Source organism: Kitasatospora sp. NPDC091335, from assembly GCF_044757205.1.
Taxonomy (GTDB): Bacteria; Actinomycetota; Actinomycetes; order Streptomycetales; family Streptomycetaceae; genus Kitasatospora.
Map to the genome: position 1 here is coordinate 158,505 of NZ_JBIVUM010000005.1, position 22,890 is coordinate 181,394.

Annotated in this window: 23 protein-coding genes and 2 pseudogenes; 14 read left to right on the top strand and 11 right to left on the bottom strand. The window is 74.3% G+C overall.

Annotated features, from left to right (window positions below):
* Positions 1–89 precede the first annotated feature (89 nt).
* Positions 90–1,352, bottom strand: a complete 1,263-nt coding sequence (locus ACIQOW_RS14375; RefSeq protein WP_401083978.1) for a serine hydrolase domain-containing protein — start codon at positions 1,350–1,352, stop codon at positions 90–92.
* A gap of 319 nt (positions 1,353–1,671) precedes the next feature.
* Here ACIQOW_RS14375 and ACIQOW_RS14380 point away from each other — a divergent pair, with 319 nt between their 5' ends.
* The gene (locus ACIQOW_RS14380) at positions 1,672–2,568 is read left to right on the top strand and encodes an alkaline phosphatase family protein (RefSeq protein WP_401083980.1); all 897 of its coding nucleotides are present in this window, start codon (positions 1,672–1,674) and stop codon (positions 2,566–2,568) included.
* Between the two features lie 120 nt (positions 2,569–2,688).
* Complete coding sequence (locus tag ACIQOW_RS14385) at positions 2,689–2,910, top strand: hypothetical protein (protein WP_401083982.1); 222 nt, start codon at positions 2,689–2,691, stop codon at positions 2,908–2,910.
* A gap of 100 nt (positions 2,911–3,010) precedes the next feature.
* On the opposite strand, the gene ACIQOW_RS14390 is transcribed toward ACIQOW_RS14385, so the two are convergent.
* The gene (locus ACIQOW_RS14390) at positions 3,011–4,069 is read right to left on the bottom strand and encodes a trypsin-like serine peptidase (protein ID WP_401083984.1); all 1,059 of its coding nucleotides are present in this window, start codon (positions 4,067–4,069) and stop codon (positions 3,011–3,013) included.
* A 131-nt stretch (positions 4,070–4,200) separates the two neighbouring features.
* Positions 4,201–4,683 carry a DUF1348 family protein gene (locus ACIQOW_RS14395; protein ID WP_401083986.1) on the bottom strand — a complete coding sequence of 161 codons (483 nt, stop codon included), beginning with the start codon at positions 4,681–4,683 and terminating at the stop codon, positions 4,201–4,203.
* Positions 4,684–4,786: 103 nt separating this feature from the next.
* Here ACIQOW_RS14395 and ACIQOW_RS14400 point away from each other — a divergent pair, with 103 nt between their 5' ends.
* From ACIQOW_RS14400 to ACIQOW_RS14415, 4 genes and pseudogenes are all read left to right on the top strand, one after another.
* The gene (locus ACIQOW_RS14400) at positions 4,787–5,353 is read left to right on the top strand and encodes a TetR/AcrR family transcriptional regulator (RefSeq protein WP_401083988.1); all 567 of its coding nucleotides are present in this window, start codon (positions 4,787–4,789) and stop codon (positions 5,351–5,353) included.
* A 63-nt stretch (positions 5,354–5,416) separates the two neighbouring features.
* A pseudogene (locus ACIQOW_RS14405) lies at positions 5,417–6,475 on the top strand (Tn3 family transposase); the annotation flags it as partial.
* A gap of 65 nt (positions 6,476–6,540) precedes the next feature.
* Positions 6,541–6,888, top strand: coding sequence for an ArsR/SmtB family transcription factor (locus ACIQOW_RS14410; protein ID WP_401083990.1), 348 nt, complete (start codon positions 6,541–6,543; stop codon positions 6,886–6,888).
* Positions 6,885–8,102: an MFS transporter gene (locus ACIQOW_RS14415; RefSeq protein ID WP_401083992.1), complete on the top strand. Its 1,218-nt coding sequence runs from the start codon at positions 6,885–6,887 to the stop codon at positions 8,100–8,102. The genes ACIQOW_RS14410 and ACIQOW_RS14415 overlap by 4 nt, the downstream gene beginning before the upstream one ends.
* 15 nt (positions 8,103–8,117) lie before the next feature.
* On the opposite strand, the pseudogene ACIQOW_RS14420 reads toward ACIQOW_RS14415, so the two are convergent.
* Positions 8,118–8,387: pseudogene (locus ACIQOW_RS14420) on the bottom strand (site-specific integrase); the annotation flags it as partial.
* A 363-nt stretch (positions 8,388–8,750) separates the two neighbouring features.
* Between ACIQOW_RS14420 and ACIQOW_RS14425 the strand changes: the two are divergent.
* A complete protein-coding gene (locus ACIQOW_RS14425; RefSeq protein WP_188296285.1) occupies positions 8,751–8,894 on the top strand; it encodes a hypothetical protein in 144 nt (47 codons plus the stop codon).
* Entirely contained in the window at positions 8,887–9,093 is a 207-nt protein-coding gene (locus ACIQOW_RS14430) for a hypothetical protein (protein ID WP_401083994.1), read from the top strand. The genes ACIQOW_RS14425 and ACIQOW_RS14430 overlap by 8 nt, the downstream gene beginning before the upstream one ends.
* Before the next feature lie 4 nt (positions 9,094–9,097).
* Here the strand turns inward: ACIQOW_RS14430 and ACIQOW_RS14435 are convergent, their stop codons facing one another.
* Complete coding sequence (locus ACIQOW_RS14435; RefSeq protein ID WP_401083996.1) at positions 9,098–10,336, bottom strand: DUF5685 family protein; 1,239 nt, start codon at positions 10,334–10,336, stop codon at positions 9,098–9,100.
* A gap of 324 nt (positions 10,337–10,660) precedes the next feature.
* On the opposite strand from ACIQOW_RS14435, the gene ACIQOW_RS14440 reads away from it, so the two are divergent.
* The 3 genes from ACIQOW_RS14440 to ACIQOW_RS14450 are packed head-to-tail and all read left to right on the top strand — an operon-like array spanning position 10,661 to position 13,449.
* Positions 10,661–11,224: a helix-turn-helix domain-containing protein gene (locus tag ACIQOW_RS14440; RefSeq protein WP_188296282.1), complete on the top strand. Its 564-nt coding sequence runs from the start codon at positions 10,661–10,663 to the stop codon at positions 11,222–11,224.
* Positions 11,221–12,729, top strand: coding sequence for an MFS transporter (locus tag ACIQOW_RS14445; protein WP_401083999.1), 1,509 nt, complete (start codon positions 11,221–11,223; stop codon positions 12,727–12,729). The genes ACIQOW_RS14440 and ACIQOW_RS14445 overlap by 4 nt, the downstream gene beginning before the upstream one ends.
* A gap of 27 nt (positions 12,730–12,756) precedes the next feature.
* Entirely contained in the window at positions 12,757–13,449 is a 693-nt protein-coding gene (locus ACIQOW_RS14450; RefSeq protein WP_401084001.1) for an alpha/beta fold hydrolase, read from the top strand.
* 77 nt (positions 13,450–13,526) lie between these two features.
* On the opposite strand, the gene ACIQOW_RS14455 is transcribed toward ACIQOW_RS14450, so the two are convergent.
* Positions 13,527–14,972, bottom strand: coding sequence for a DUF2252 domain-containing protein (locus ACIQOW_RS14455; protein ID WP_401084003.1), 1,446 nt, complete (start codon positions 14,970–14,972; stop codon positions 13,527–13,529).
* Between the two features lie 177 nt (positions 14,973–15,149).
* Between ACIQOW_RS14455 and ACIQOW_RS14460 the strand changes: the two genes are divergently transcribed.
* A complete protein-coding gene (locus ACIQOW_RS14460) occupies positions 15,150–15,590 on the top strand; it encodes a DUF2809 domain-containing protein (protein ID WP_401084005.1) in 441 nt (146 codons plus the stop codon).
* Positions 15,591–15,597: 7 nt separating this feature from the next.
* On the opposite strand, the gene ACIQOW_RS14465 is transcribed toward ACIQOW_RS14460, so the two are convergent.
* Positions 15,598–16,380, bottom strand: coding sequence for an SGNH/GDSL hydrolase family protein (locus tag ACIQOW_RS14465; RefSeq protein ID WP_401084007.1), 783 nt, complete (start codon positions 16,378–16,380; stop codon positions 15,598–15,600).
* A gap of 217 nt (positions 16,381–16,597) precedes the next feature.
* On the opposite strand from ACIQOW_RS14465, the gene ACIQOW_RS14470 reads away from it, so the two are divergent.
* Together ACIQOW_RS14470 and ddaH are read left to right on the top strand one after the other, a co-directional pair.
* Entirely contained in the window at positions 16,598–17,491 is an 894-nt protein-coding gene (locus ACIQOW_RS14470) for a 4Fe-4S domain-containing protein (protein WP_401084009.1), read from the top strand.
* A gap of 215 nt (positions 17,492–17,706) precedes the next feature.
* On the top strand, positions 17,707–18,534 hold the full coding sequence (ddaH, locus tag ACIQOW_RS14475; protein WP_188299605.1) for a dimethylargininase: 828 nt from the start codon (positions 17,707–17,709) through the stop codon (positions 18,532–18,534).
* On the opposite strand, the gene ACIQOW_RS14480 is transcribed toward ddaH, so the two are convergent.
* From ACIQOW_RS14480 to ACIQOW_RS14495, 4 genes are all read right to left on the bottom strand, one after another.
* Positions 18,521–19,273, bottom strand: coding sequence for a lactate utilization protein C (locus tag ACIQOW_RS14480; protein ID WP_401084011.1), 753 nt, complete (start codon positions 19,271–19,273; stop codon positions 18,521–18,523). The genes ddaH and ACIQOW_RS14480 overlap by 14 nt on opposite strands.
* On the bottom strand, positions 19,270–20,715 hold the full coding sequence (locus tag ACIQOW_RS14485; protein ID WP_401084013.1) for a lactate utilization protein B: 1,446 nt from the start codon (positions 20,713–20,715) through the stop codon (positions 19,270–19,272). The genes ACIQOW_RS14480 and ACIQOW_RS14485 overlap by 4 nt, the downstream gene beginning before the upstream one ends.
* Positions 20,712–21,476: a (Fe-S)-binding protein gene (locus ACIQOW_RS14490; RefSeq protein WP_401084015.1), complete on the bottom strand. Its 765-nt coding sequence runs from the start codon at positions 21,474–21,476 to the stop codon at positions 20,712–20,714. The genes ACIQOW_RS14485 and ACIQOW_RS14490 overlap by 4 nt, the downstream gene beginning before the upstream one ends.
* A gap of 158 nt (positions 21,477–21,634) precedes the next feature.
* The gene (locus ACIQOW_RS14495) at positions 21,635–22,816 is read right to left on the bottom strand and encodes a globin domain-containing protein (protein ID WP_401084017.1); all 1,182 of its coding nucleotides are present in this window, start codon (positions 22,814–22,816) and stop codon (positions 21,635–21,637) included.
* Positions 22,817–22,890 lie beyond the last annotated feature (74 nt).

Sequence of the window (22,890 nt, forward strand, 5' to 3'; positions counted from 1 at the left end):
CGGGAGGCGCCCGGGACGGCAGGTGCCCCGGAACCGGCAGGCGCCCGCCCCCGGTCGGACCGGGAGCGGGCGCGAGGCCGGACGGAGGGTCAGATCCTGGTGTCCTCCACCACCGGCAGCGAGTCGACCGGCACCGAGGCCGGGGCGAAGCCCGTCCGCGGAGCGGCGGCGGGCTTCTTGCCGCAGAAGGCCGGCTCCAGGGTGTTCATCAGGCCCTGCGTCACCGAGCCGTTGTTCGACGCGTTGGCGAAGACCACCACGCTGCGCCGCCCGTCCTGGGTCGTGAAGGACTGCGTGTTGAAGCCCTGCACGATGCCGCCGTGCCCGTACACGTCCCCGCAGGAGAGCGAGATGCGGCGCAGGCCCAGGCCGTAGGAGATCTTCGCGGTGGGGGTGGGCAGGGCGGCGGTCATCTGCTGGAGCGAGGCGTCCGAGACGAGCCCGCCGTTGCCGCCGGCCATCAGGGCGCCGAGGAAGCGGTCGAGGTCCTCGGCGGTGGAGATGACGGCACCGGCGGCCCACACCCAGGAGCCGGTCTGCGCGGTGGAGTCCAGCAGCGGCTTGGCCCGGTCGTCGTTGGTCAGGTAACCGGTGACGTGGGCGCCGCTCATCCCCTGCTCGGGCACCACGAAGGAGGTCTTGCGCAGGCCGAGCGGCTGGATGATCCGCTCGTTCAGCACCTCGGCGAACGGCTGGCCGGTGAGGTGTTCGACCGCCAGGGCCATCAGGACGAAGTCGGTGTTGGAGTAGGAGTAGCGGGTGCCGGGGGTGTACTGCACACCGTGCTTCACCGACATCGCCACCAGCGCGCGCGGGTCGTACACGTTGGTGCGGATGCGCGCCTCGAACGCGCTGGTGGTCTCCTCGCCGGCCTGCTCCAGCAGGTCGTTGGTGTGGTCGTAGACGCCCGCCCGGTGCTCCATCACCTGGCGGCCCGTCATGGTCCAGGCCTCCGGCAGGGTGCCCTCGGGGAGGTACTCGCGCAGCGGGCGGTCGAGGTCGATCCGGCCCTCCTCCGCCAGCTGCATCACGAGAACGGCCGTGAACATCTTGCTGTTGCTGCCGACCCGGAACTTCCACGAGGAGTTCATCGGGGTCCCGTCCAGGTCGGCCAGGCCGACGTTCACCGAGCGGGTCCGGTCGACGGCGCCGTGGTCGCGGATCACCGCGAACGCGCCCGGGGCGCCGGCCGCGGTGGTGGCCTGGAGGGCGGCCTGCACCCCGGCGAGGTCGGGGGCGGTCGGGTCGGCGGCGTCCTGGCCGGCGGCCGCGGCGGGCAGGGCACCGGTCGCCACCAGGACGGCGCCGGCGGCGGCCACCGCGAGGGGACGCAGAAGACTGGTCTTCGCCATGTTTCTCGGCTCTCTCGTCAGCTGACGCGGTGTCCGACCGCGCCGTTCGGAGATCACTATCACCGGCATGGGCGGTCCATGGCAATGTGAACCGATTCGCCCGCATTCTCCGTTGTCGATGCCGGGTTCGGCGGCCGCACCGTTCGTTTCCCGCTCCGGGGCCAAGGCTTCACCTGCCGTCGTCTACCCGCGTCAAGCGACGCGCCCCATGCTGTTCGGGCGCTGTCGCGCACTCCGGTGCGCTCGCCGCACCGGCTTCCCCCCTCACCGACGACGGAGCTCCCCCCTCGCCGGGCCGTCTGCTACCCGAGGAATTGTCATGACTTCGTCCACGAAGCCCCTGAATCCCCGCTCCCGTCGCACCGCGACCGCGATCGGCTCCGCCGTCGCCCTGGTCGCCGCCTCCGCCGGCCTGTGGGCGGCCACCGCCACCACCGCCCAGGCCGCCGCGCTGCCCACGCCCGACCACATCGTCGTCGTGGTGATGGAGAACCACGCCTACACCCAGGTCATCGGCAGCAGCAGTGCCCCGTACATCAACAACACCCTGAAGGCGGGCGGCGCCAACCTCACCCAGTCCTTCGGCATCACCCACCCGAGCGAGCCGAACTACTACGCGCTGTTCTCCGGCTCCACCCAGGGCACCGTCGACGACAGCTGCGTGACCGTCGGCGGCTTCCAGGCGGCCAACCTCGCCTCCGAGGTCATCGCCGCCGGCAAGACCTGGGGCAGCTACAACGAGTCCCTGCCCAGCCAGGGCAGCACCGTGTGCAGCAGCGGCAGCTACGCGCAGAAGCACAACCCCTGGTTCGGCTTCGGCAACGTCCCGCTCAGCTCGGCGAAGACCTTCGCCCAGTTCCCGGCCGACTACAGCACCCTGCCGAACGTCTCCTTCGTGGTGCCCAACCTCTGCAGCGACATGCACGACTGCTCGGTCGGCACCGGCGACACCTGGATCAAGAACAACCTGGGCGCGTACGCCACCTGGGCCCAGTCCCACAACAGCCTGCTGGTCGTCACCTTCGACGAGGACAACAAGCTGTCCGGCAACCGCATCCCGACCGTGATCTACGGCGCGCACGTGACGCCGGGCAGCAGCAGCGCCACCACCTACAACCACTACAACGTGCTGCGCACCCTGGAGGACCTGGCCGGCACCACCGGCCACGCGGGCAACGCGGCCTCCGCGAGCGACATCACCGGCATCTGGAACTGAGCGCGGTGATCGGGTCCTGACCGACGGTCCGGGTCCGGGGCCGGCCGCAGGGTGGCTTCAGACCGGCCTCAGATCCGGGCCGGTGGCCGTGCGGTCACCGGCCCGGGCACGGTCCCGGTGGTGCCCGGGGTGCCGTACCGCCGCACCCCGGGCACCACCGCCGTACCCGCGCAGACCGGCGTCACCAGCCCGGCCGCCGCCAGGCGTCGGAGGCCGCAGGAGGCGCTGGACGTGGTCGGCCGGGAGGAGCGCAGGCTGCTCGGGGTGCTGTCCGAGCGGGAGCGGCGCACCCTGGCGGACCTGCTGCGGAAGGTGATGCCGGCTCAGGAGGGCGGGGCGTAGCGCCCTCCCGGGCCCGGGCCGCCCGGGCCGGGCCTTATGGGCCTTGGCCGTGTCAGCCCTGGCCCACCGGACCTCGGCCGGGCGGGGCCGCCGTGGGCGGTCAGACCGGCCGGCTCTGCGCCCAGTCGTAGAGGCGGCGGGCACTGTCGCCGAGGCGGGTGGCGTAGAGCGTGCCGGCCGGGCCGCCCGCGAGTTCCTCGGTGGTGGTGGTGACGCCGACGACGGTGCCGGTGCCGGTCCGGGTGTCGAAGTGCGTGAGGTGGGGGCCGCCGCTCGCCCCGTGCGACATGTCGCAGGCCTCGCCCCACAGGACCGGTGCCGTGGTGCCGGGCCCGGCCGGACCGGCGCAGTGGATCATGCGTGAACCGGTGTACTTGCCGCTCGGGTCGTTGAGCCGCTCCTTCGGATACCCGAAGGCGTGGACGAACTCGCCCGCGGCGGGCCGGGTGAACGCGATCCGCTGGCTTCCGGTGACGTCCGCGACCCGTCGTCCGTCGGCCGAGCGGTTCGCGACGAGGACCCCGGTGTCGAAGCCGGCCACGGCGACGGCGTCCGAGGTCGGGCCGGCGTCCCAGCGGGACGAGGTGGCCACGCTCCTGACGGTGAAGCCGCCGAGCGGCTTCGTGCCGTTGCGGTAGCCGGGCACGAAGTACAGGTTGTGGTTCCAGGTGTCGTCGGTGGCGGAGGCTCCGACGCCGCGCAGGCAGTGGGCCGCCGTGACGACGGTGCTGCGGTTCGCGGCGACGACGACGGTGGCGGTGCAACTGCCGTCGTAGCCGTCGGAGAAGGTGAAGAAGAGCCGGCCGACGCTCCTGTTCACCGCTCCGCCGTGGGTCCACACGGCTCCGGGGTCCGGGGTGTCGGCGGGCAGCGGCCGCGGGTCGTCGGGCGTGTTGTCGTCCTCGGGCACGGGCGTGATCTCGGGGACCAGGGCGCCCGCCAGCTTCATCCGGTCGGGGGTCCAGTAGGCGTCGATCCGGCCGCGCTCCGCGGCGGTCGTGGCGCCGGAGTGCGTGGTGACGGACTCGCTCTCCGCGGCGAGGGCCGTGTCCGGCAGCAGCACCGCCGCCGTGGCCGCGCTCAGCAGGAGGGCGCCCACGGCGGCGAGCCCGCGGGGGAGGGTCCGGTCGGTGGCTGACGTTCCAGGTGTCTTCGGCATGTGCGGCACGCTAGGCGTGGCACGTCAGGCTTCTGTGTGGACCGGGTCTCATCCGTCCATCGGTTGGATCAGGGTCCGGTAAAGGTGTCCCCGTCGTGTGTCGGTGCTGCGCCGGGCCTCGGGGCCCGGGTTCAGAGGCCGAGTCCGGTGAGGCCGGGGTGGTCGTCGGGACGGCGGCCGAGCGGCCAGTGGAACAGGCGCTCCGCGGCCGTGATCGACAGGTCGTTGATGGAGGCGTGCCGGTGGGCCATCAGGCCGTCGCGGTCGAACTCCCAGTTCTCGTTGCCGTAGGAGCGGAACCAGCGGCCGGCGTCGTCGTGCCACTCGTAGGCGAAGCGGACCGCGATGCGGTCGCCGTCGTACGCCCAGAGTTCCTTGATCAGGCGGTAGTCCTGCTCGCGCTGCCACTTGCGGGTGAGGAACTCGGCGATCCGCGCGCGGCCGGTGAGGAACTCGGAGCGGTTGCGCCAGCGGCTGTCCGGTGTGTAGGCGAGGGCGACCCGCCGCGGGTCGCGGGTGTTCCAGGCGTCCTCGGCGGCGCGCACCTTCCGGCGGGCGGTCTCCTCGGTGAACGGGGGCAGGGGCGGGCGCTGCTCGGTGCCGGTCTCGGGCATGGGTGACTCCCTGGGGAATGGGTGTTCCGCGGGCGAGAACGAGCGTTCTCGCTGCTCTGGCTACGATAGGAGAACCATCGTTCTCACGCAAAGGGCACGGCAGATGGATCAGGAAGACCCCCGGACCCGGATCCTCGACGCGGCCGAGGAGCTGTTCTACGGGCAGGGCATCCAGGCGGTCGGCATGGACGCCGTCCGGGCCGCCTCCGGCCTGACCATGCGCCGCCTCTACCAGCACTTCCCGTCCAAGGGCGAACTCGTCGAGGCGTACCTGCTGCGCCGCGACGGCCGCTGGCGGGCGAGCCTCGCGGTGTACGTCTCCCGCACCGGCGGCACCCCCGGGGAGCAGCTGCTCGCGGTCTTCGACTGGCTCGGCCGGTGGTTCGCCGAGCCCGGCTTCCGGGGCTGCGCGTTCGTCAACTCCCTCGGCGAACTGGGCGCCTCCAGCCCTGCGGTGGTGGCCGCCGCCCGGCACCACAAGGAGCAGTTCGGCGGCTACCTCGCGGGCCTGACCGAGGCCGCCGGGGCCCCGCCCGCCACGGCCGTCCACCTGGCCCTGCTGGCCGAGGGCGCGATCACCAGCGCCGCCGTCCACGGCGACCCGACGGCCGCCGCCGACGCCAGGGAGGCCGCCCGGCTGCTCCTGGACGCGACGACGCCGGCCCGGTAGCCCCGCGCACCCGGCGGGAACTGTCGGACGAGCGCTACGCCAGGCCGCCGTTGCTCGTCAGCAGTCGGCCCGGCTGAGATCGACACCGGCCTGCTCGTCGGCTCGTGGCGGCGCCTGGTGCTCTCCGCCCCGCACCTGGAGCCGGGCACGGTGGACGGGAAGGCGTACGCGTTCTGCGTCCTGGAGCAGCTGCACCGGATGCTACGGAACGAGCAGGTCTTCGCGAGGAACTCCTCGAAGTGGGGCGACCCGCGGGCGAAGCTGCTGGACGGCGAGGCGTGGGAGCAGGCCCGGCCGACCGTGCTGGCCTCGCTCGGGCTGCCCGGCGAGGCGGGCAAGCACCTGGCGGCGCGGGCCGCGCTGCTGGACGGCACGTACCGGGAGGTCGCCGGGCACCTGCCGGACAACGCGCAGATCGCCTTCGACGACGACGGCCGGCTGCACTTCGCCGCGCTGGAGCCGGAGCCGGCGTCCCTGCTCGATCTGCGGGCGGCGGTGAACGCGATGCTGCCCCGCGTCGACCTGCCCGAGGTGCTGCTGGAGGTGTTCTCCTGGACCGGCGCCGACCAGGCGTTCACCTCGGTCACCGGCGGCGAGGCACGGTTGAAGGACTTGCACGCCACGATCGCCGCGCTGCTGGTCGCGCACGGCTGCAACGTCGGCTACACCCCCGTCATCGGCGGGGTCGACGCGCTGAAGTACGGGCGGCTGTCCCACGTCGACCAGACCTACCTGCGGCTCACGACCTACCGGGCCGCGAACGCCACCCTCATCGAGCACCAGGCGTCCGTCGGCCTCGCACGCGCGTGGGGCGGCGGCCTGGTCGCGTCGGTCGACGGGATGCGGTTCGTCGTCCCGGTTCCGTCGGTGTACGCGCGGCCGAACCCGAAGTACTTCGGCCGCCGGGGCGGCGCCACGTGGCTGAACATGATCTACGACCAGGCCGCCGGGCTCGGCGGGAAGGTCGTGGCCGGCACCCCACGCGACTCCCTGTACGCGCTGGACGTCCTCTACGACCGTGACGGCGGCAAGCGCCCGGAGATGATCGTCACCGACACCGCGAGCTACTCCGACATCGTCTTCGGACTGCTCACGCTCGCCGGGTCAGTAGTCCGGCCCCGGGGTTGATCGTTCGAGAATTCCCGCACTATATTGTGCGGGAATTCTCGAACGATTGGAGTGGTGTGATGGCCGCGGCCCGCACGTACCACCATCCCGACGCGGACGACATCGCGCTCCCGCGCGTGCTGTTCGCACTCAGCGAGCCCCTGCGCCTGACGATGCTGCGCATCCTCACCGAGCGCGGAGAGGTCGACAGTCTGGAGCTCGGCCCGGACCTGCCGCGCTCGACGCTGACCCACCACACGAGCCTGCTGCGTGAATCCGGCGTGGTCTTCGTCCGCGCCGAAGGACGTAAGTGCATGATCCGGCTGCGCACCGAAGACCTCGAAGCCCGGTTCCCCGGCCTGGTGAAGACCGTTCTGGCCGGCTACCAGGACGAGGGCACGGCCGAAACCGAGAGGGGTGCCGCGTGATCGGGAAGATCTGGCCGCTGGTCGTCGCTGCGGTCTCCCTGGGCATCGACGCCTACGTCCTGGCGGGCGTCCTGCCGGACATGGCCGACTCCCTGGCCACCACAGCCGGCGCGATCGGACTGGGCGTCACCGCCTTCACCGCCGCCTACGCCGCGGCGGGCCCCTTCCTCTCTCGTGTGCTGGCCGGCCGGTCGACCAGAACGGCCCTTCTGGTCGCGCTCGGCGCCTTCAACCTCGGCAACCTCGCCACCGCACTGGCCCCCACCCTCGGCGTCTTCCTGGCCTCCCGCGTCGTGGCGGGCGCCGGTGCCGGCGTGCTCACCGCGGTCGCCACGGCGACCGCCGGAGCGCTCGTGGCCGACCACGAACGCGGGCGCGCGATGGCACTGGTGACCTTCGGACTGTCCACCGGGACCGTGGCCGGTGTGCCGCTGGGCATGCTGATCGGCGAACAGGTGGGATGGCGCGGGACGATGGGCTTCGTCGTCCTCATCGGCGTCCTGAGCATGGTCGCCCTCGCCCTGCGCTCCGGCACGCTGCCGCAGCTTCCTGCCGCTCGCGGCACCGGGACCCGTTCCGTGCTCCACAGCCCGCGCATCGCGCTGGGCATCACGCTGTCCTTCGTCCTGGGCCTGGCCAGCCTCGGCCTCTACACCTACCTTCTGCCGATGGCCGACGAACGCGGCCTGGGCGGCTGGGGCTTCGCGCTCGTCTGGGCCTGGGGCATCGGCGGCGTACTCGGCTCCGGCCTGATCGGCAAACCCCTCGACACACAGGGGCCCCGCCGGCTGATGCCCATCGTCCCCGCGTTCCTCCTCGCCTCCTTCCTCGTCGTCTGGCTCGTCGATCACCCCGCGGCGTGGCTGATCGCCACCGCGGTGTGGGGCGCAAGCGGCTGGATCAGCGTGCCCGTCCTGCAACAGGCACTCACGCGCGACCGGACCGAACAGGCGATGACCGTCATCGCCCTCCAGATGGCCGCGATGTACCTCGGCTCCGCCGCAGGATCGGCGGCCGGCAGTGCCCTGCTCGCCGCAGGCATCAGCGCCGGCGCACTGCCGGCATGGACCGCACTCGCCGCCGCGCTCGGCCTCGTCCTGGCCGTGCTCATCGCCCGGCTGACACCTCGGCCCGTCCGGGCGGCGGCGGCCGCCGCCCCGGTCTCACGGACTCCTGAGGCGCAGCACGCGCCGGCCGAGTCGCGCTGCCCGTAGAGGCCCAGGGAGAGATCAGCGGCGTGCGTCGCCGGGGGCCGGCAGGCTGGTCAGCTCGGAGATCGCCTCGGGGGACGGCTTGAAGTAGCGGCGCACGTTCTCCGGCTTCTTGTGCCGGGACTTGGCCATCAGCATCAGCTCGGAGGCGCCGGCCTCGCCGAGGTGGGTCAAGCCGGAGTGGCGGTACTCGTGCAGGTCCCAGCCGGTGCCCGGCCCGGCGTGTGCGGTGTGCTGGTCGAGCAGCGCGCGGGCCCGGCCGTAGGACAGCCGGGCCAGGCCAGTGTCTTCCCGACGGCGATGCCGTAGTTCCGGGCGGTGTTCGGGTTGGCAAGCGAGTCGAGGAAAGCGTCGGCCGCCGTCCGGACGGTCAGCGCCTTCCCGGTCGGCAGCAGCAGGACGGGCATCGACTTCCCCTTGCCACAGATAACAGGGCCACTCCGCGCAGCGGCCCGGCGATCCCGGCGCCGATGCCGGCCGTCCGGCCCACCCCCGTCACCAGGGCCACCGGGCGGGGGAGTCGGGGTGCCGGAAGGTGCTGATGGGGCGTCATGAGGCGTGATGGTTCCGGGCCGGACCGCACCGGGCAAGCGCTTTTCGCCCGAACGCGCGTTTATCGCCCATTGATCGCCACCGTCTAGCCTCGGGCCCGTGAACGAGAGAGCGGCCGAACGGCCGGGGGCGTTGCCCGAGGGACGGATGACGGAGCAGGACGCCGAGCGGTTCCGGCAGTTGCTGGCGCGGCTGGAGGACTCGCTGGTGGTGGACCGGAAGGCGGCGGGGCGCGATGCCTGAGTGCGCCGAGCTGCGCCCGGTGGCGGTGCCGCCGGTGGTGGCGGCACCGCAGGTCGCGGTGCTGCCGCTCTGGCGGCGGGGCGAGGACGGGGAGCGCCGGACCGCGGACCGGCCCGGGGTGCTGCGGGGGCACCCCGGGCCGGTGGCGGCCGGCCGGTACGGGAGCGAAGGCGGGGAGGGCGCGGAGCCGGAGGGCTGACCGGTCAGCCGCAGTCGCACGAGCAGCAGTCGCAGCCATCGCACCCGTCGCAGCAGCCGCAGTCGCAGTCGCAGTCACAGCAGTCGGGGCAGTCGCAGTCGTGCCGCTCGCAGAAGCCCTTGCGGGGTTCGCGGCTGAACGGGTCGTTGTGGTCGCAGCAGAGCAACTGGCAGGTGCAGGCCATCAGCGCCCACATCGCGCACCCGGCGAGCAGGTTGCGGGGGTTCGGCGGCCGTTGGCCGGGCGGGGTGAAGCCCGGGCCCTGCGGCACCCACGGCGGCACCGGCTCCTGGCCGGGCGGCGTTTCCCGCGGCGGCGCCTGGTGCGGGTGCTTGCCCGTGGCGGTGCCCGCGGCGTCGGGGTGGCGGCAGCTCGCGGTGTGCCGGGCCGGGCCGAAGACCCGCTCGACCGCGCGCTCGGTCTCGTGCGCGAGCAGCACGTGGACCAGCGTGCGGTCGCTCAGTTCGACCTCGCGCAGCGCGAGCCGGATGCCGTGGACGGCGTCGCGGCAGAGCCGTTCGGCCTCGGCCCGGTCGGTGCCGGTGGCGGTCAGCGGGTTCCAGGCGCCCGAGGCCGCGTCGGCGCTCTGGTCCTCGGCGGCGTCCAGGAGGTGGGCGAGCCGGCCGAAGAGCCGTCCGGCCTCGGCGAGCGGGGCGGCGTTGCCGGGGCGTCCGGCTATCACGGCGGTGTGGGCGAAGGCGGCCGAGGTGGCGGTCTCGGTGGGCTCGGTGACCAGCAGGACGGACCCGCCGGGCCGCAGCGACCGCTCCAGCTCGCCCTGCCGGGAGGCCGCGTCCAGCAGGACGGCGGTGTCGAAGCCGATCGTCGAGGCGCTGCCCGCGCTCTTCCGGTCCCAGCGCCGGGTGACGGCCCTGGCCCCGGCGGCGACCGGGCGGCGGGCGAAGACGCCGTCCCGGTCCTCGACGTGGTCGCGGATCTTGACGGAGGCGAGCGCCAGCGAGACGGCGGCGGCGAGCCGGGCGCCCTCGCCCTTGGCGACGGAGGCGGTCCGCATGCCGCGCAGCGGGCACGGCCCGGCGGTGCGGCGCCAGGAGGAGTCCTCCCGGGCGGCCTGGGCCTCGACCAGCACGGAGATGATCAGGCCGTCGTAGTTGGTCGCCGTCCGGGCGAGCTGCCCGTGGTCGTCTCGCAGCGCGAGGCAGAGCCCGCACAGGTGGGCCATCCAGGAGGTCTGGAGGCGCTCGGACAATCGATGCCTGCACGGTCTGATGATGCCGAACACGCTGGTCCCCCTTGCTCACGGGCCGCCGACCGGCCACGATTCGCCGCACATCATATGATCACAGGCCCTTTCGGACCGAGGGTCCGCCAACCGGGGAACCTCCGGCGGCAGGCCGGGAGCTTCGTCGCCGCCGTCGGCCCTGACCTGCCGGTTCCGCTCCGCTCCCGCCTGCTCCCGCCCGTTCCGCTCCGGACGGAACGTCAGGGCGACCACCGGACCGGCCACCTGCCGGCGGCGGCGCAGGGCGCCTCCGGGTCCTCCCGTGGGCGGTGAGGCCGGCGCAGTCCCGGGAGTGGATCTCATATCCGGGATAGCATCGCGAATATGGGAATCGACATGGCCGGCGACGAACGGCTGGCGCAGCGGCTCGCCGAGCTGAGGCTGGAACACGGGTGGACCTTGGAGGAGCTGGCGCGCCGGGCGGACGTCAGCCGCTCGACGCTGTCCCGGGTGGAGCGGGCCGAGGTCAGCCCGACGGCCGCGCTGCTCGGGCGGCTGTGCGCCGTGTACGGGCGGACGATGTCGCGGCTGCTCGCCGAGGTGGAGTCGGGCCCGGCCCGGCTGGTGCGGGCCGGGGAACAGCAGATCTGGCGGGACGAGGAGAGCGGGTTCGTCCGCCGGTCGGTCTCGCCGCCGCACGGCTCGCTGCGGGCGGAGATCATCGAGGGCCTGTTGCCGGCCGGCGCGGACATCGCGTACGACCGCGCCTGCACCCCCGGCCGGGAGCACCACCTCTGGCTGTTCGAGGGGCGCCTGGAGCTGACCGTGGACGGCGAGGCCCAGCCGCTCGGCCCCGGCGACTGCCTGCGCTACGTCGGCGGCACGAGCCGGTTCCGCAGCCTCGGCCCGGACGCGGCCCGCTACGCGCTGGTGGTGGTCGAACCGTGAGCGCCGCCACCGGCCCGATAGCGAAGGAACCCGGGCGGCACGAGGAGCCCGGGGAGCCCAAGGAGCGCTTCGACGCCGCCGGGCGCCGGGTGCTGCTGGTCTGCGTCGCGGGCGGCTTCACCACGCTGCTCGACCAGTCCGTCCTCAACACCTCCATCCCCGCCCTGCGCGAGAGCCTGCACGCCGGCTCGGCCGACCTCCAGTGGATCGTCGCCGGCTACTCGCTCGCCTTCGGCCTCGCGCTCATCCCGGGCGGGCGGCTGGGCGACGTCCTGGGCCGCAAGTGGTTCTTCGTCACCGGCCTCGCCCTGTTCACCCTGGTCAGCCTGGTCTCCGCGACCGCCACCGAGCCCGGGGTGCTGATCGTCGCCCGGCTGCTCCAGGGCGCGGGCGCGGGCCTGGTCAACTCCCAGATGATCGGCACCATCCAGGACGTCTTCGACGGGCAGCTGCGGACCCGCGCCCTCGGCATGTACGCCGTCACCGGCGGCCTCGCCTTCGCCCTCGGGCCGCCGATCGGCGGCGCGGTGCTCGCCCTGGCCGGCCCCGAGGACGGCTGGCGGCTGACCTTCCTGCTCAACGTCCCCTTCGGCCTGGCCACCGTCGTCCTGGCGGCCCGCCACCTGCCGAAGCCCCGCCCCAGCAGCAGGAACGCCGACCTCGACGTGCTCGGCCTGCTGCTGGTCGGCGCTCTCACCCTGGTCCTGATGCTGCCCTTCGTCCGGCCGCCCGGCTGGAGCGGCCGGCTCGCCTTCGCGGCGGCCGCGCTGCTGCTGCTCGGCGCGCTCGCCCGGTGGCAGCGCCGCCTCGCCAGGAAGGGCGGCCACCCGCTGATCCACCCCGCGCTCACCCGCTCCGCGCCGTACGCGCTGGGCACCGCCACCGCGATGGCGCAGTTCGGTTCCTCGCTCGCCGCCTCGCTGGTCCTGACCATGTTCCTCCAGGACGGCCTCGGGCTCTCCCCGGTGGGCGCCGCGCTGGTCGTGCTGCCCTCCGCCGTGGCGATGGGCGTCGCCTCCGCGCTCGCCTGGCGGGTCGTCCAGCGGTACGGCCGGCGCACCGTCACCGCGGGGATGGCCGGCTCCGCCCTCGCCATGCTGCTCAGCGGACTGCTCGCGGCCTGGGCACCCGACGCCGTGCTGCCCTGGCTGCTGGCGCTGCTGCAACTGCTCGGCGGCGCCTCGGTCGGCCTGATGGGCTCCACCAACCAGGCGTACGTGCTGCGCCACGCGCCGGCCGAGGCGGCCGGGGTGAGCGGGGCGATCCTGCAGATGACCCAGCGGATCGCGGCGGCGGTCGCGGTCTCGGCGCTGTCCGGGGTCTACCTGCGGGAGACCACCGGGGGCGGCGGGCACCGCTCCGCCTTCCTGACCGCGAGCGTGGTGTGCGCCGCGGTCGCCGGACTCGCCGTCCTGGCCTCGGTGTTCGCGGGCCGCGCCACCGCGCGCGAGCGGTGCGAGGGCGCGCCGGTCGCGATGAGCCGAGGGCGAACACCGGTCCGCTGACCGGTGGTCGGCGCGTACCGTGACGGCATGACCGAAGGACGGAACCGGACCGTGGACCTGCCCGGAGTGACGCTCGCCTACCGCGAGAGCGGCCCGCCCGGAGGCCCGCCGCTGGTCCTGCTGCACGCCCTCGGCGAGCGCGCCGCGGACTGGGACACCGTGCTGCCGGGCCTCGCCCCCGCCCACCACGTGTACGCGCTCGACCTGCGCGGCCACGGGGACAGCGCCCGCACCGCCGGCTATTCGCTGGAGGCGATGCGGGACGACGTGCTGGCCTTCCTGGACGTCCTCGGCCTCGCCCGCGTCGACCTGGCCGGCCACTCGATGGGCGGCGCCGTCGCCTACCTGCTCGCCCAGGCCGCGCCGGAGCGGATCGACCGGCTGGTCCTGGAGGAGATCCCCGCCCTCCACCCGCGCCCGGCGACCGCGCTGCCCGAGGAGCAGGACCCGGACGTGCACTTCGACTGGGCGATGGTCCGGGCGGTCAGGGCCCAGCTCGACGACCCCGACCCGGCCTGGCGGGCGGGGCTGGCCGGGATCACCGCCCGCACGCTGGTGGTCGCCGGAGGCCCGGCCAGCCACGTCCCGCAGGAGCGGATCGCCGAAATCGCCCGGCTGATCCCGGACTGCCGCCTGGTCACCGTCGAGGCCGGGCACCTGGTGCACGGTGCCCGGCCCGCCGAGTTCGTCGCCGCGGTGGCGCCGTTCCTGGCCCGGTGAGCCCGGCACCGGACCAGGTGAGCCCGGCCCGGTGAGCGGCCGGGCCGTCCCCCGTGCGGCGGTCGGAGGTGCGGCGGTCAGACGCCGTGCTCGACCGGCAGGCGCCCGCTGCGCACCGCCGTCAGCAGGTCCGCGTGGTCGGCCTCGGTGCGGTCCGCGTAGGCCACCGAGAAGGCGGCGACCGCCTCGTCCAGTACCTCGCTCTTGCCGCAGTACCCGGCCAGCAGGGCGGGGTCGGAGGTGTGGGCGTGCGCCCGGGCCAGCAGGGCGCCGGTGATCCGCGCGTAGTCGTCCAACTGGGCCGGCAGCAGTGCGGCCGGGTCGACGCTGCCCTTGCGGTTGCGGAACTGGCGTACCTGGTACGGGAGTCCGTCGACCGTGGTCCAGCCCAGCAGGGTGTCGCTGACCACCTGCATGTGCTTCTGGCCGAGCACCACCCGGCGGCCCTCGTGCCCGTCCGGCGCCGGCTGCGGCGCGTTCGGCAGGTACGGCAGCAGCGCGGACGGGCGGGCCTCCTTCACCTGGAGCACCAGCGGCTGGTCCCGGTGGTCGGTGAGCAGCACCACGTACGAGCGGGTGCCCACGCTGCCGGTGCCCACCACCCGGAACGCCACGTCCTGCACCCGGTAGCGGGACAGCAGGGTGCGCACCTCGGCCGGCAGCGTCTCGACGTACGGGCCGAGCGCGTGCGCGACGGCGCGGGCGGTCGCGTCGGTCACCTCGGTGAGCACCGGGGGAGCGGCCGTGAAGCGCCAACCGCCGTCCGGGGTACGGGCGGTGCTGCGGGCGGCGAACCGGGCGCTGGTGTTGCCGAGCGCCTTGGCGCCGACCTTGCGCAGCACGTCCGCGAGGTCGTGCGCCTCGGCGAACGAGACCAACTGCTCGTCCGCGATGGCGTTCCAGGCGTCCAGGGTGGGCAGCTTGGCGAGGGTGCGCACGGTCCGGCGGTAGGAGCCGGCCGCGTGCTGGGCGGCCTCGCGCGCGGTGTCCTCACTCGCTCCGGTCTCCCGGGCGGCCAGCACCAGGCTGGCGGCGAGCCGCTTGAGGTCCCATTCCCAGGGGCCGGGGACGGTCTCGTCGAAGTCGTTGATGTCCAGCACGATCTGGCCGCGCGCGTCGCCGTACAGGCCGAAGTTGGCGGCGTGCGCGTCGCCGCACAGCTGCGCGTCCACACCGGTCACCGGGGTGCCCGCGAGGTCGGCGCCCATCAGCCCGGCCGATCCGCGCAGGAACGCGAACGGACCGGCCGCCATCCGGCCGACCCGGATCGGCACCAGCCCGGCTATTCGGCCCGTGTTGGAGGCCTCCAGCGCGGTCACGGCCGTCGGCCGGCCGGGCGCGGGCGCGAACTCCGCGTGCCGCTCCCGGGGCACCCGGGTCCGCAGCGCCTTGCCCCGCTCCCGCCCCCGCCCGTCCTGCGCCGGGGCGAACCCGGCCACCGCGAACCCGCGCCTGGTCCGCTCCTCCCGCTCCGCCGCCGTCGGCCGCGTCCCGACCGCCTCGGCCCCACCCGCGTGCGCCACTGTTCCCGCCCGTCCCTTCCGGTCCTCACCCCGCCCGCGACCTGCGCGGACGTTCGTCGGGGGGAGTGACGTCCGGCGCCGCGCGGTGGTTCCGGCGGGCGGGGGTCCGCTTGTGGGGCGCGGTGGCGGAGTGGGGCCGGAGCGGCGCGCGTGGGGCGCGGGGGTAGCGTGGGGCGGATGAACGATCTCGGGGGGAGCGCCCGTCGGGCCCACCGGCGTACCCGCCTGGCGGCCGGCCTCGCCGCCGTGCTGACGGTGACGGCCGGCCTCGGCGTACGGGCGGTCCTGGGCGGGGACCTCGCCAAGTACGCGGGGGACGCGCTCTACACGGTCCTGCTCCACGCGCTGCTCGTGCTGGCCGCACCACGGCTGCGCCCCGCCCGTGCCGCGGCCCTGGCCGCCGGGCTCAGCTGGGCCGTGGAGCTGTTCCAGCTCACCGGCCTGCCGGACGACTGGGGGCGGCACAGCACCCTGGCCCGGCTGGTGCTGGGCTCGACCTTCAACCCGCCGGACCTGCTCTGGTACCTGGTCGGCGCGGGGTGCGCCGGGGTGCTCCACCGGGTCCTGCGGACCTCCCGGACCGCGGCACCCGGCGCCGTACCCGGCAAGATTTCCTGACGAACCGTCAGAGCGGAAGCAGCTCCGGCCGCTTGGCCTCGACGTGGTCGCCCGAGGACTCGCCGCGCAGCCGCCGGCCGACCCAGGGCAGCAGGTACTCGCGGGCCCACTGGATGTTCTCCCGGCGCTGGTCGGCGGGGGTGAGCACGCGGGCGTCCGGCCACGGGGCCTCCGGATCCTGCCCGGTGCGCAGGCCCAGCGAGCGGGCGGCCAGCAGGGCGACCCGCTGGTGGCCCTCGGCGGACAGGTGCAGGCGGTCCTCGCTCCAGGCGCGGCGGTCCTGCACCGCGCGCAGCGACCACAGGTCGGCCACCGCGCAGCCGTTGCGGTCGGCGACCGCGCGCATGTGCCCGTTGTACGTGGCGATCTTGCCGCGCAGGTGCTTCAGCAGCGGCACGTCCTTGGTGTCGAAGCCGGTGCAGATCAGCACCGTCCCGGCGTTCTCGGCGAGTTCCACGACGGCGGCCTCGAAGCGCCCGGCGACCTCGTCCGGGTCGCTGCCTGGGCGGAGGATGTCGTTGCCGCCGGCGCAGAAGGTGACCAGGTCGGGCTGGAGGCGGCGGACCTCCGGCACCTGCTCGGCGGCGATCTGGTCCAGCAACCGGCCGCGCACCGCGAGGTTGGCGTAGCGGAAGGCGCCCGGCGGGCGTCCGTCGGCCAGGATTCCGGCGAGCCGGTCGGCCCACCCGGCGAATCTGCCGTCGGCGGCGGGGTCGCCCACACCCTCGGTGAAGCTGTCGCCGATGGCGGCGTACGAATCGAGGTCGAGGGTCTCCTGGAGATGCGGCATGAAAGAGATAGTTCACCCAATCAAGTAACCTACGCCACCGTAGGTGACCTCGGCGCCACGTGAGATGGGCCACGTGCCCTCGCCGGCGGTTCCCGCCCGCAGACGGCCACCCCCGGAAAAGGGCAAGATCCGTGCCCCCTTCCGCTTTCCGGCCGCTCCGGCGGATGCTCGAAGGGAGCGGCCGCGCCGGCCGCCGTCCTCCTGGGGGAAGGCAGCCATGACCACCGAACCGCCCGCCGGCCCGCCCGAGAACTGGTTCATCGACGACCGGTGCACCAACTGCGACGTCGCCCGGCAGCTCGCGCCCGACCTGGTCCGCGAGCACGCGGGCCGCTCGGAGCTGATCCGCCAGCCGCGCGACGCGGACGAGCGCCGGCAACTGCTCGCCGCCGCCCACGCCTGCCCGACCCGGTCCGTCCGCCCCGGCACCGGGCCGCTCGACCCGGCCGGGGACCCGTTCCCGCTGGCCCTCGCCGACGACCTGCTGCTGCTCGGCCACAACTCCCGCCACACCGCGGGCGCCAACTCCTACCTCTGCCGCCGCCCCACCGGCTGGGTGATGGTCGACACGCCGCGCTACAGCGAGGCCCTCGCGGCCCGCTACGCCGCGCTCGGCCCGGTCACCGACATCCTGCTCACCCACCGCGACCACGCCGCGCACGGCCGGGCGTACGCCGACCGGCTGGGCGCCCGGCTCCGGATCCACGAGGGCGACCTGGACGCCGCGCCCGACGCCGACCGGGTGCTGCGCGGCACCGGGCCGGCGGAGGTCTCGCCCGGCCTGGTCGCCCACCCGTTCCCCGGCCACACCCGGGGCAGCGTGCTCTACGTCGTGGACGAGCGGTACTGCTTCAGCGGCGACAGCCTGTACTGGTCCCGCACCACCGGGGACATCGAGGTGGCCGAGTCGGTGACCTGGTACTCGATCGAGGAGCTCGCCGCCTCGCTGGAGCGCGGCCTCGGCGTGCTGCGCTTCGAGTGGCTGCTGCCCGGCCACGGCGACCGGCGCCGGATGCCCGTGGCGGAGGCGGACCGCCGGCTGCGCGCGCTGGCCGGGCGGTGCCGGAAGCTGCGGCCCCGGCCGGTGGACTTCGGCGCGCACCGCTGGTAGCGACGGTCCGTGGTGGCCGCGGCCGGGCGCGGCGCCGCAGGGGGCAGTGCGCCGGTGCCTGCGCCGGGTGCGCGGGGGCGTGCGACCGTCGGAGGCGTCTGCCCGGGTGTGCGAACGGTGCCATCGGGGCAGCCGCCTTGGGAACGAAGGTGTTCGGCCCCGCGAACCCCGAACTCCCTGCGACGGACTCCCCTCGACCCAAGGATGGTTGAGCCATGCTCACGCAGACCCCGGAGCGCCACGCCCGGCCGCGGCGCTACCTGATGTGCCGGCCGACGCACTACACCGTCGACTACGCGATCAACCCGTGGATGGACCCCACCCAGCCCACCGACACCGCGCTCGCCCTGCACCAGTGGGAGGAGCTCTACCGGACCTACCGCCGGCTCGGCCACACCGTCGAACTGATCGACCCGGTGCCCGGCCTGCCCGACATGGTGTACGCCGCCAACGGCGCCACCGTGCTGGACGGCAGGGCCCTGGTGGCCACCTTCCGCTACCCGGAGCGGGCCGCGGAGTCGGAGGCCTACCAGGCCTGGTTCCGCGCGCACGGCTACCGCGAGGTGCACCGGGCCGGGCACGTCAACGAGGGCGAGGGCGACCACCTGCTGGTGGGCGGCCGGGTGCTCGCCGGTACCGGTTTCCGGACCTCGCGCGCCGCGCACGCCGAGGCCGGCGAGCTGTTCGGCGTCCCGGTGGTCAGCCTGACCCTGGTCGACCCGCGCTTCTACCACCTGGACACCGCGCTCACCGTGCTCGCCGACGACCACGTCATGTACTACCCGGAGGCCTTCGACGCCGACAGCCGCTCCGTGCTGCGCGCGCTCCACCCGGACGCGATCCTCGCCGACCGGGCCGACGCCGAGGTGTTCGGGCTCAACGCGGTCTCGGACGGCCTCCGGGTGCTGCTGCCGACGGCCGCCAAGAACCTGGCCGGCCGCCTGGCCGAGCACGGCTACCAGCCGGTCCCGGTGGACGTCTCGGAGCTGCTGAAGGGCGGTGGCGGGGCGAAGTGCTGCACCCTGGAGCTCAGGCCGGCGTGACGGCTCCCGTCGCGGCCGTGACCAGCAGCACCTCCAGGGTGCGCGGCCCGTGCACCCCCTCCACCCGGTCCAGCTCGATGTCGCTGGTCGCGGACGGCCCCGAGATCCAGGTCTGCGGCCGCACCGGGTCGAGCCGCGGCAGGGCGAGCGGCACCGAGGCGACGACCTGCTCCGGCGCGCGCACCACGCAGACGTGGTGGTCCGGGACGAGCGAGAGCAGCCGCCGCCCCTGACCGGGGCCGGCGTCCAGCACGATCGTCCCGGTCTCGGCGACGGCCAGCGCGCAGCCGGTCACCACGCTGTCCACGGTGTCCAGCCGGGCGGCGGTCAGCGTCCCGTCGTCGGGGAGGAGTGCGACCCCCGCGGCCTCGGCGGCGGTGAGCCAGCGGGGCGGCAGGCCGGTCGGCACCACGACCGTCCTGCTGCCCCGCTCGACCAGCAACCCGGCGATCCGCCACGGCAGTTCGTCCTCGTGGCAGCGGTGCACCAGGGCCCGGTAGTCGGCCAGGTTGCGGTGCAGCAGGTCGAGCACGGCCGCCGGGTCGTCGACCGGCACGTGCGCCGTCAGGTAGTCGCGGGGCAGCGGCTGTTCGGCCACGTCGGCGGTGTCGCCGAGTGCGGCCCTGATCCGGCCGAGGATCACGTCCCGTGAGCTGCCGGAGCGTTCGGTCCCCGGGTGTCCGGTCCCCGGGGGGCCGGGCCCGGTGCGGCCGGACGCGGTGTGGTCGGCTGCGGTCATGTGCGGTTCCTCCGCCACCAGTCGCGGAACGGTTCGGCCGGGACCTCCGGCAGGTCCCGGGTGTCGGTCCAGGCCCGCCCGGGCCCGGGCAGCCGGCGCGGGTGCAGCGACCGGGTGCGGCCGGCCAGCCGCTCGGCGGCGGTGAGCGCCGCCGGGTGGTCCAGCACGAACCCGGCGGCCGCCATCGCGGCCCGCTCCAGCGGGTGCCCGCCCTGCCCGGCGACCCGCTCGCGCAGGTGCACCAGCACCTCGGGGATGTCGATGGCCACCGGGCACACCTCGTAGCAGGCCCCGCAGAGCGAGGACGCGTACGGCAGCGAGGCGTCCACCGGGCTCGCGGTGCCGCGCAGTTGGGGCGTCAGGATGGCGCCGATCGGCCCCGGGTAGACCGAGCCGTAGGCGTGCCCGCCGGCCCGCTCGTACACCGGGCAGACGTTGAGGCAGGCCGAGCAGCGGATGCAGCGCAGCGCCTGGCGGCCCACCTGGTCGGCCAGCGCGGCGGTGCGGCCGTTGTCCAGCAGTACCAGGTGGAACTCGGACGGGCCGTCGCCCTCGGTCGTCCCGGTCCAGAGCGAGGTGTACGGGTTCATCCGCTCGGCGGTCGAGGAGCGGGGGAGCAGCTGGAGGAAGACCTCCAGGTCCCGCCACGTCGGCACCACCTTCTCGATCCCGACCACCGAGATCAGGGTGCGCGGCAGGGTGAGGCACATCCGGCCGTTTCCCTCGGACTCGACCACCACCAGGGTGCCGGTCTCGGCGACCATGAAGTTGGCGCCGGAGACGGCGACTCCGGCGCGCAGGAACTTCTCCCGCAGGTGCAGCCGGGCGGCCTCGGCGAGTTCGGCCGGGGAGTCGGTGAGGCCGCTGGGCGCCGGCCTGCCCCAGGAGGCCATCCGGTCGGCGAAGACCTCCCTGATCTCGGCGCGGTTGCGGTGGATCGCCGGCACCAGGATGTGCGAGGGCCGGTCGTCGCCCAACTGCACGATCAGCTCGGCGAGATCGGTCTCGTAGGCGGTGATCCCCTCGGCCGCCAGCGCCTCGTTGAGCTCGATCTCCTGGGTGGCCATCGACTTGACCTTGACCACCTCCGTCTCGCCGGTGGCCCTGACCAGCCCGGCGACGATCCGGTTGGCCTCCTCGGCGTCGGCGGCCCAGTGCACGGTGCCGCCGGCCGCCGTGACGGACTCCTCCAACTGCACCAGGTAGCGGTCGAGATGGCGCAGCGTGTGGTCCTTGACCGCCTTCCCCGCGGCGCGCAGCTCCGCCCAGTCGGCGAGTTCGGCGACGGCCCTGGCCCGTTTGTCCCTGATGGTGTGGGTGGCGCGCCGCAGGTTGGCGCGCAGCTGCCCGTTCCGTACCGCCTCGGCGGCGGCCCGCGGGAAGGCCGGCATGCCGAGGAAGGTCCCGGCGGGGCTTCCGGTCCGCTTGCTCCGCTCGCTCATGCGGACGGCCTCCAGGGGTGCTCCTCGGTACTGGCCAGGATCTCCGCCAGGTGCAGCGGTCGCAGTGGTGCGCCCCGGCGGCGCAGGGTGCCGCCGAGGTGCAGCAGGCAGGAGTTGTCGGCGCCGCACAGGACCCGGGCGCCGGTGGCCAGGGCGTTGGCGATCTTGTCCTCGGCCATGGCCGCCGAGACCGCCGCGTTCTTGACCGCGAAGGTGCCGCCGAAGCCGCAGCACTCCTCGGCCCCGGGCAGCTCGACCAGTTCCAGGCCCCTGACGGCGCCCAGCAGCCGGCGCGGGCGCTCGCCGAGGCCGAGCAGGCGCAGGCCGTGGCAGGAGGGGTGGTAGGTGACGGTGTGCGGGAAGTACGCGCCGACGTCCTCGACGCCGAGCACGTCGGTCAGGAACTCGGTCAGCTCGACCACCCGGGGCACCAGGCCGGTGGCCAGGTCGGCGAGTTCGGTGCCCCGGCCCTCGGTGGCGGCCCTGGCGCCGATCCGGGGGTAGTTGTCCCGGACCATCGCCACGCAGGAGCCCGAGGGCGTCACCACGTGGTCGTATCCGGCGAAGGCCCTGGCCGTCCGCCGGACCAGTGGCTCGCAGGCCCTGCGGTAGCCGGTGTTGTACTGCGGCTGCCCGCAACAGGTCTGCCCCGCGGGGAAGTCCACCGTGACGCCGAGGCGTTCCAGCAGCCGGACGGTGGCCACCGCCGTGCCGGGGAACAGCGCGTCGTTGACGCAGGTGGCGAACAGTGCGACCCGCACGCGGACTCCCCTCTGCCGGATTCCCGCCGAACTCCCGCCGGACGCAAGGGCGTACGCGCGTGCGGGCGCACGCCGAACGGCACCGGTCCGCTCGTGATCGTACCGAGCGGACCGGTGCCGCGGGGGGACCTCGGGCGCCGGGCCGGGTTCAGGGACTCTCAGGCGCCGAGCCAGAGGTCGGGGCCGAACACCTCGTAGTGGATGTCCGCCGCCGGGACGCCCGCGGTCAGCAGCTGCTCGCGCACGGCGCGCAGGAAGGGCAGCGGGCCGCAGAGGTAGGCGGTGGTGCCGGCCGGGACGTCGACGGTGGAGAGGTCCACCAGGCCGGTACGCTCGGCCGGCCACGCGCCGAGCGGCTGCTCGTAGAAGACGTGGGAGGTGGCGTCCGGCAGCGTGGTGGTCAGCCGCGCCAGCTCGGCCCGGAAGGCGTGGCTCAGCTGGTCGCGGTCGCCGTGCACCGAGACGACCCGCCGGGTGGAGCCGGTGCCGGCCAGGTGGTCGAGCATCGCGGTCATCGGGGTGTTGCCGATGCCGGCGGAGGCGAGCAGCACCGGGCCGTCGCCGTCGGCGAGCGAGATGTCGCCCAGCGGGGGCGCCAGCTCGATGGAGTCGCCGGCCTTCAGGTGGTCGTGCAGGTGGCCGGAGACCTCGCCGCCGTCCTCGCGCTTGACGCTGAAGCGCAGCGCGCCGTCCGCACCGCCGGAGAGGCTGTACTGGCGGATCTGTCGGGCGCCGTCGGCCAGTTCGGTGCGGACCGAGACGTACTGACCGGGACGGAAGGCCGGTACGGGGCGGCCGTCGGCCGGGCGGACCAGGTAGGTGGTGACGGCCTCGGTCTCCTGGTGGCGGGCGATCACGGTGAACGGGCGCCACAGGTCGGCCTGGTCCCCGCCGGCGGCGACCTCGGCGCGCAGCCGGTCCTCGATGGCGATCAGCGCGTTGGCCATCAGCCAGTAGACCTCGTCCCAGGCGGCGGCGACCTCGGGGGTGACGGCCTCGCCGAGCACCTCCACGATGGCGGCGAACAGGTGCTCGTGGACGATCTTGTACTGGTCGTCGCTGATGCCGACCGAGACGTGCTTGTGGGCGATGCGGGCGAGCATCGCGTCCGGCCGCTGGTCCGGGTTGGCGAGCAGGGCGGTGGCGAAGGCGGCTATCGAGCCGGCCAGGGCCTCGCGCTGGGAGCCGTTGGCCTGGTTGCCCCGGTTGAAGAGGTCGCGCAGCAGCGCGGGGTGCGCGGCGAACATCCGGTCGTAGAAGCGCGGGGTGATGTCACCGATGGCGGCGCCCACGACGGGCAGGGTGGCTTCGACGACCTCGGCGGACTTCGCGGACAGCATCAGACAGCTCCTCATTGGTATCTGAGATTCGCATTAAAGGTCGCGGAATGGTGCGCGGCCCCGGTCGGGCGGAT

Excerpts from the sequence above, each read along its gene's own strand:
- ACIQOW_RS14430 (WP_401083994.1), top strand. The coding sequence starts at position 8,887 with ATGCCTGAGTGCGCCGAGCTGCGCCCGGTGGCGGTGCCGCCGGTGGTG.
- ACIQOW_RS14495 (WP_401084017.1), bottom strand. The coding sequence starts at position 22,816 with ATGCTGTCCGCGAAGTCCGCCGAGGTCGTCGAAGCCACCCTGCCCGTC.
- ACIQOW_RS14440 (WP_188296282.1), top strand. The coding sequence starts at position 10,661 with ATGGGAATCGACATGGCCGGCGACGAACGGCTGGCGCAGCGGCTCGCC.
- ACIQOW_RS14485 (WP_401084013.1), bottom strand. The coding sequence starts at position 20,715 with ATGAGCGAGCGGAGCAAGCGGACCGGAAGCCCCGCCGGGACCTTCCTC.
- ACIQOW_RS14395 (WP_401083986.1), bottom strand. The coding sequence starts at position 4,683 with ATGCCCGAGACCGGCACCGAGCAGCGCCCGCCCCTGCCCCCGTTCACC.
- ACIQOW_RS14470 (WP_401084009.1), top strand. The coding sequence starts at position 16,598 with ATGACCACCGAACCGCCCGCCGGCCCGCCCGAGAACTGGTTCATCGAC.
- ACIQOW_RS14460 (WP_401084005.1), top strand. The coding sequence starts at position 15,150 with ATGAACGATCTCGGGGGGAGCGCCCGTCGGGCCCACCGGCGTACCCGC.
- ACIQOW_RS14410 (WP_401083990.1), top strand. The coding sequence starts at position 6,541 with ATGGCCGCGGCCCGCACGTACCACCATCCCGACGCGGACGACATCGCG.
- ACIQOW_RS14375 (WP_401083978.1), bottom strand. The coding sequence starts at position 1,352 with ATGGCGAAGACCAGTCTTCTGCGTCCCCTCGCGGTGGCCGCCGCCGGC.
- ACIQOW_RS14390 (WP_401083984.1), bottom strand. The coding sequence starts at position 4,069 with ATGCCGAAGACACCTGGAACGTCAGCCACCGACCGGACCCTCCCCCGC.
- ACIQOW_RS14480 (WP_401084011.1), bottom strand. The coding sequence starts at position 19,273 with ATGACCGCAGCCGACCACACCGCGTCCGGCCGCACCGGGCCCGGCCCC.
- ACIQOW_RS14450 (WP_401084001.1), top strand. The coding sequence starts at position 12,757 with ATGACCGAAGGACGGAACCGGACCGTGGACCTGCCCGGAGTGACGCTC.
- ACIQOW_RS14400 (WP_401083988.1), top strand. The coding sequence starts at position 4,787 with ATGGATCAGGAAGACCCCCGGACCCGGATCCTCGACGCGGCCGAGGAG.
- ACIQOW_RS14380 (WP_401083980.1), top strand. The coding sequence starts at position 1,672 with ATGACTTCGTCCACGAAGCCCCTGAATCCCCGCTCCCGTCGCACCGCG.
- ACIQOW_RS14465 (WP_401084007.1), bottom strand. The coding sequence starts at position 16,380 with ATGCCGCATCTCCAGGAGACCCTCGACCTCGATTCGTACGCCGCCATC.
- ddaH (WP_188299605.1), top strand. The coding sequence starts at position 17,707 with ATGCTCACGCAGACCCCGGAGCGCCACGCCCGGCCGCGGCGCTACCTG.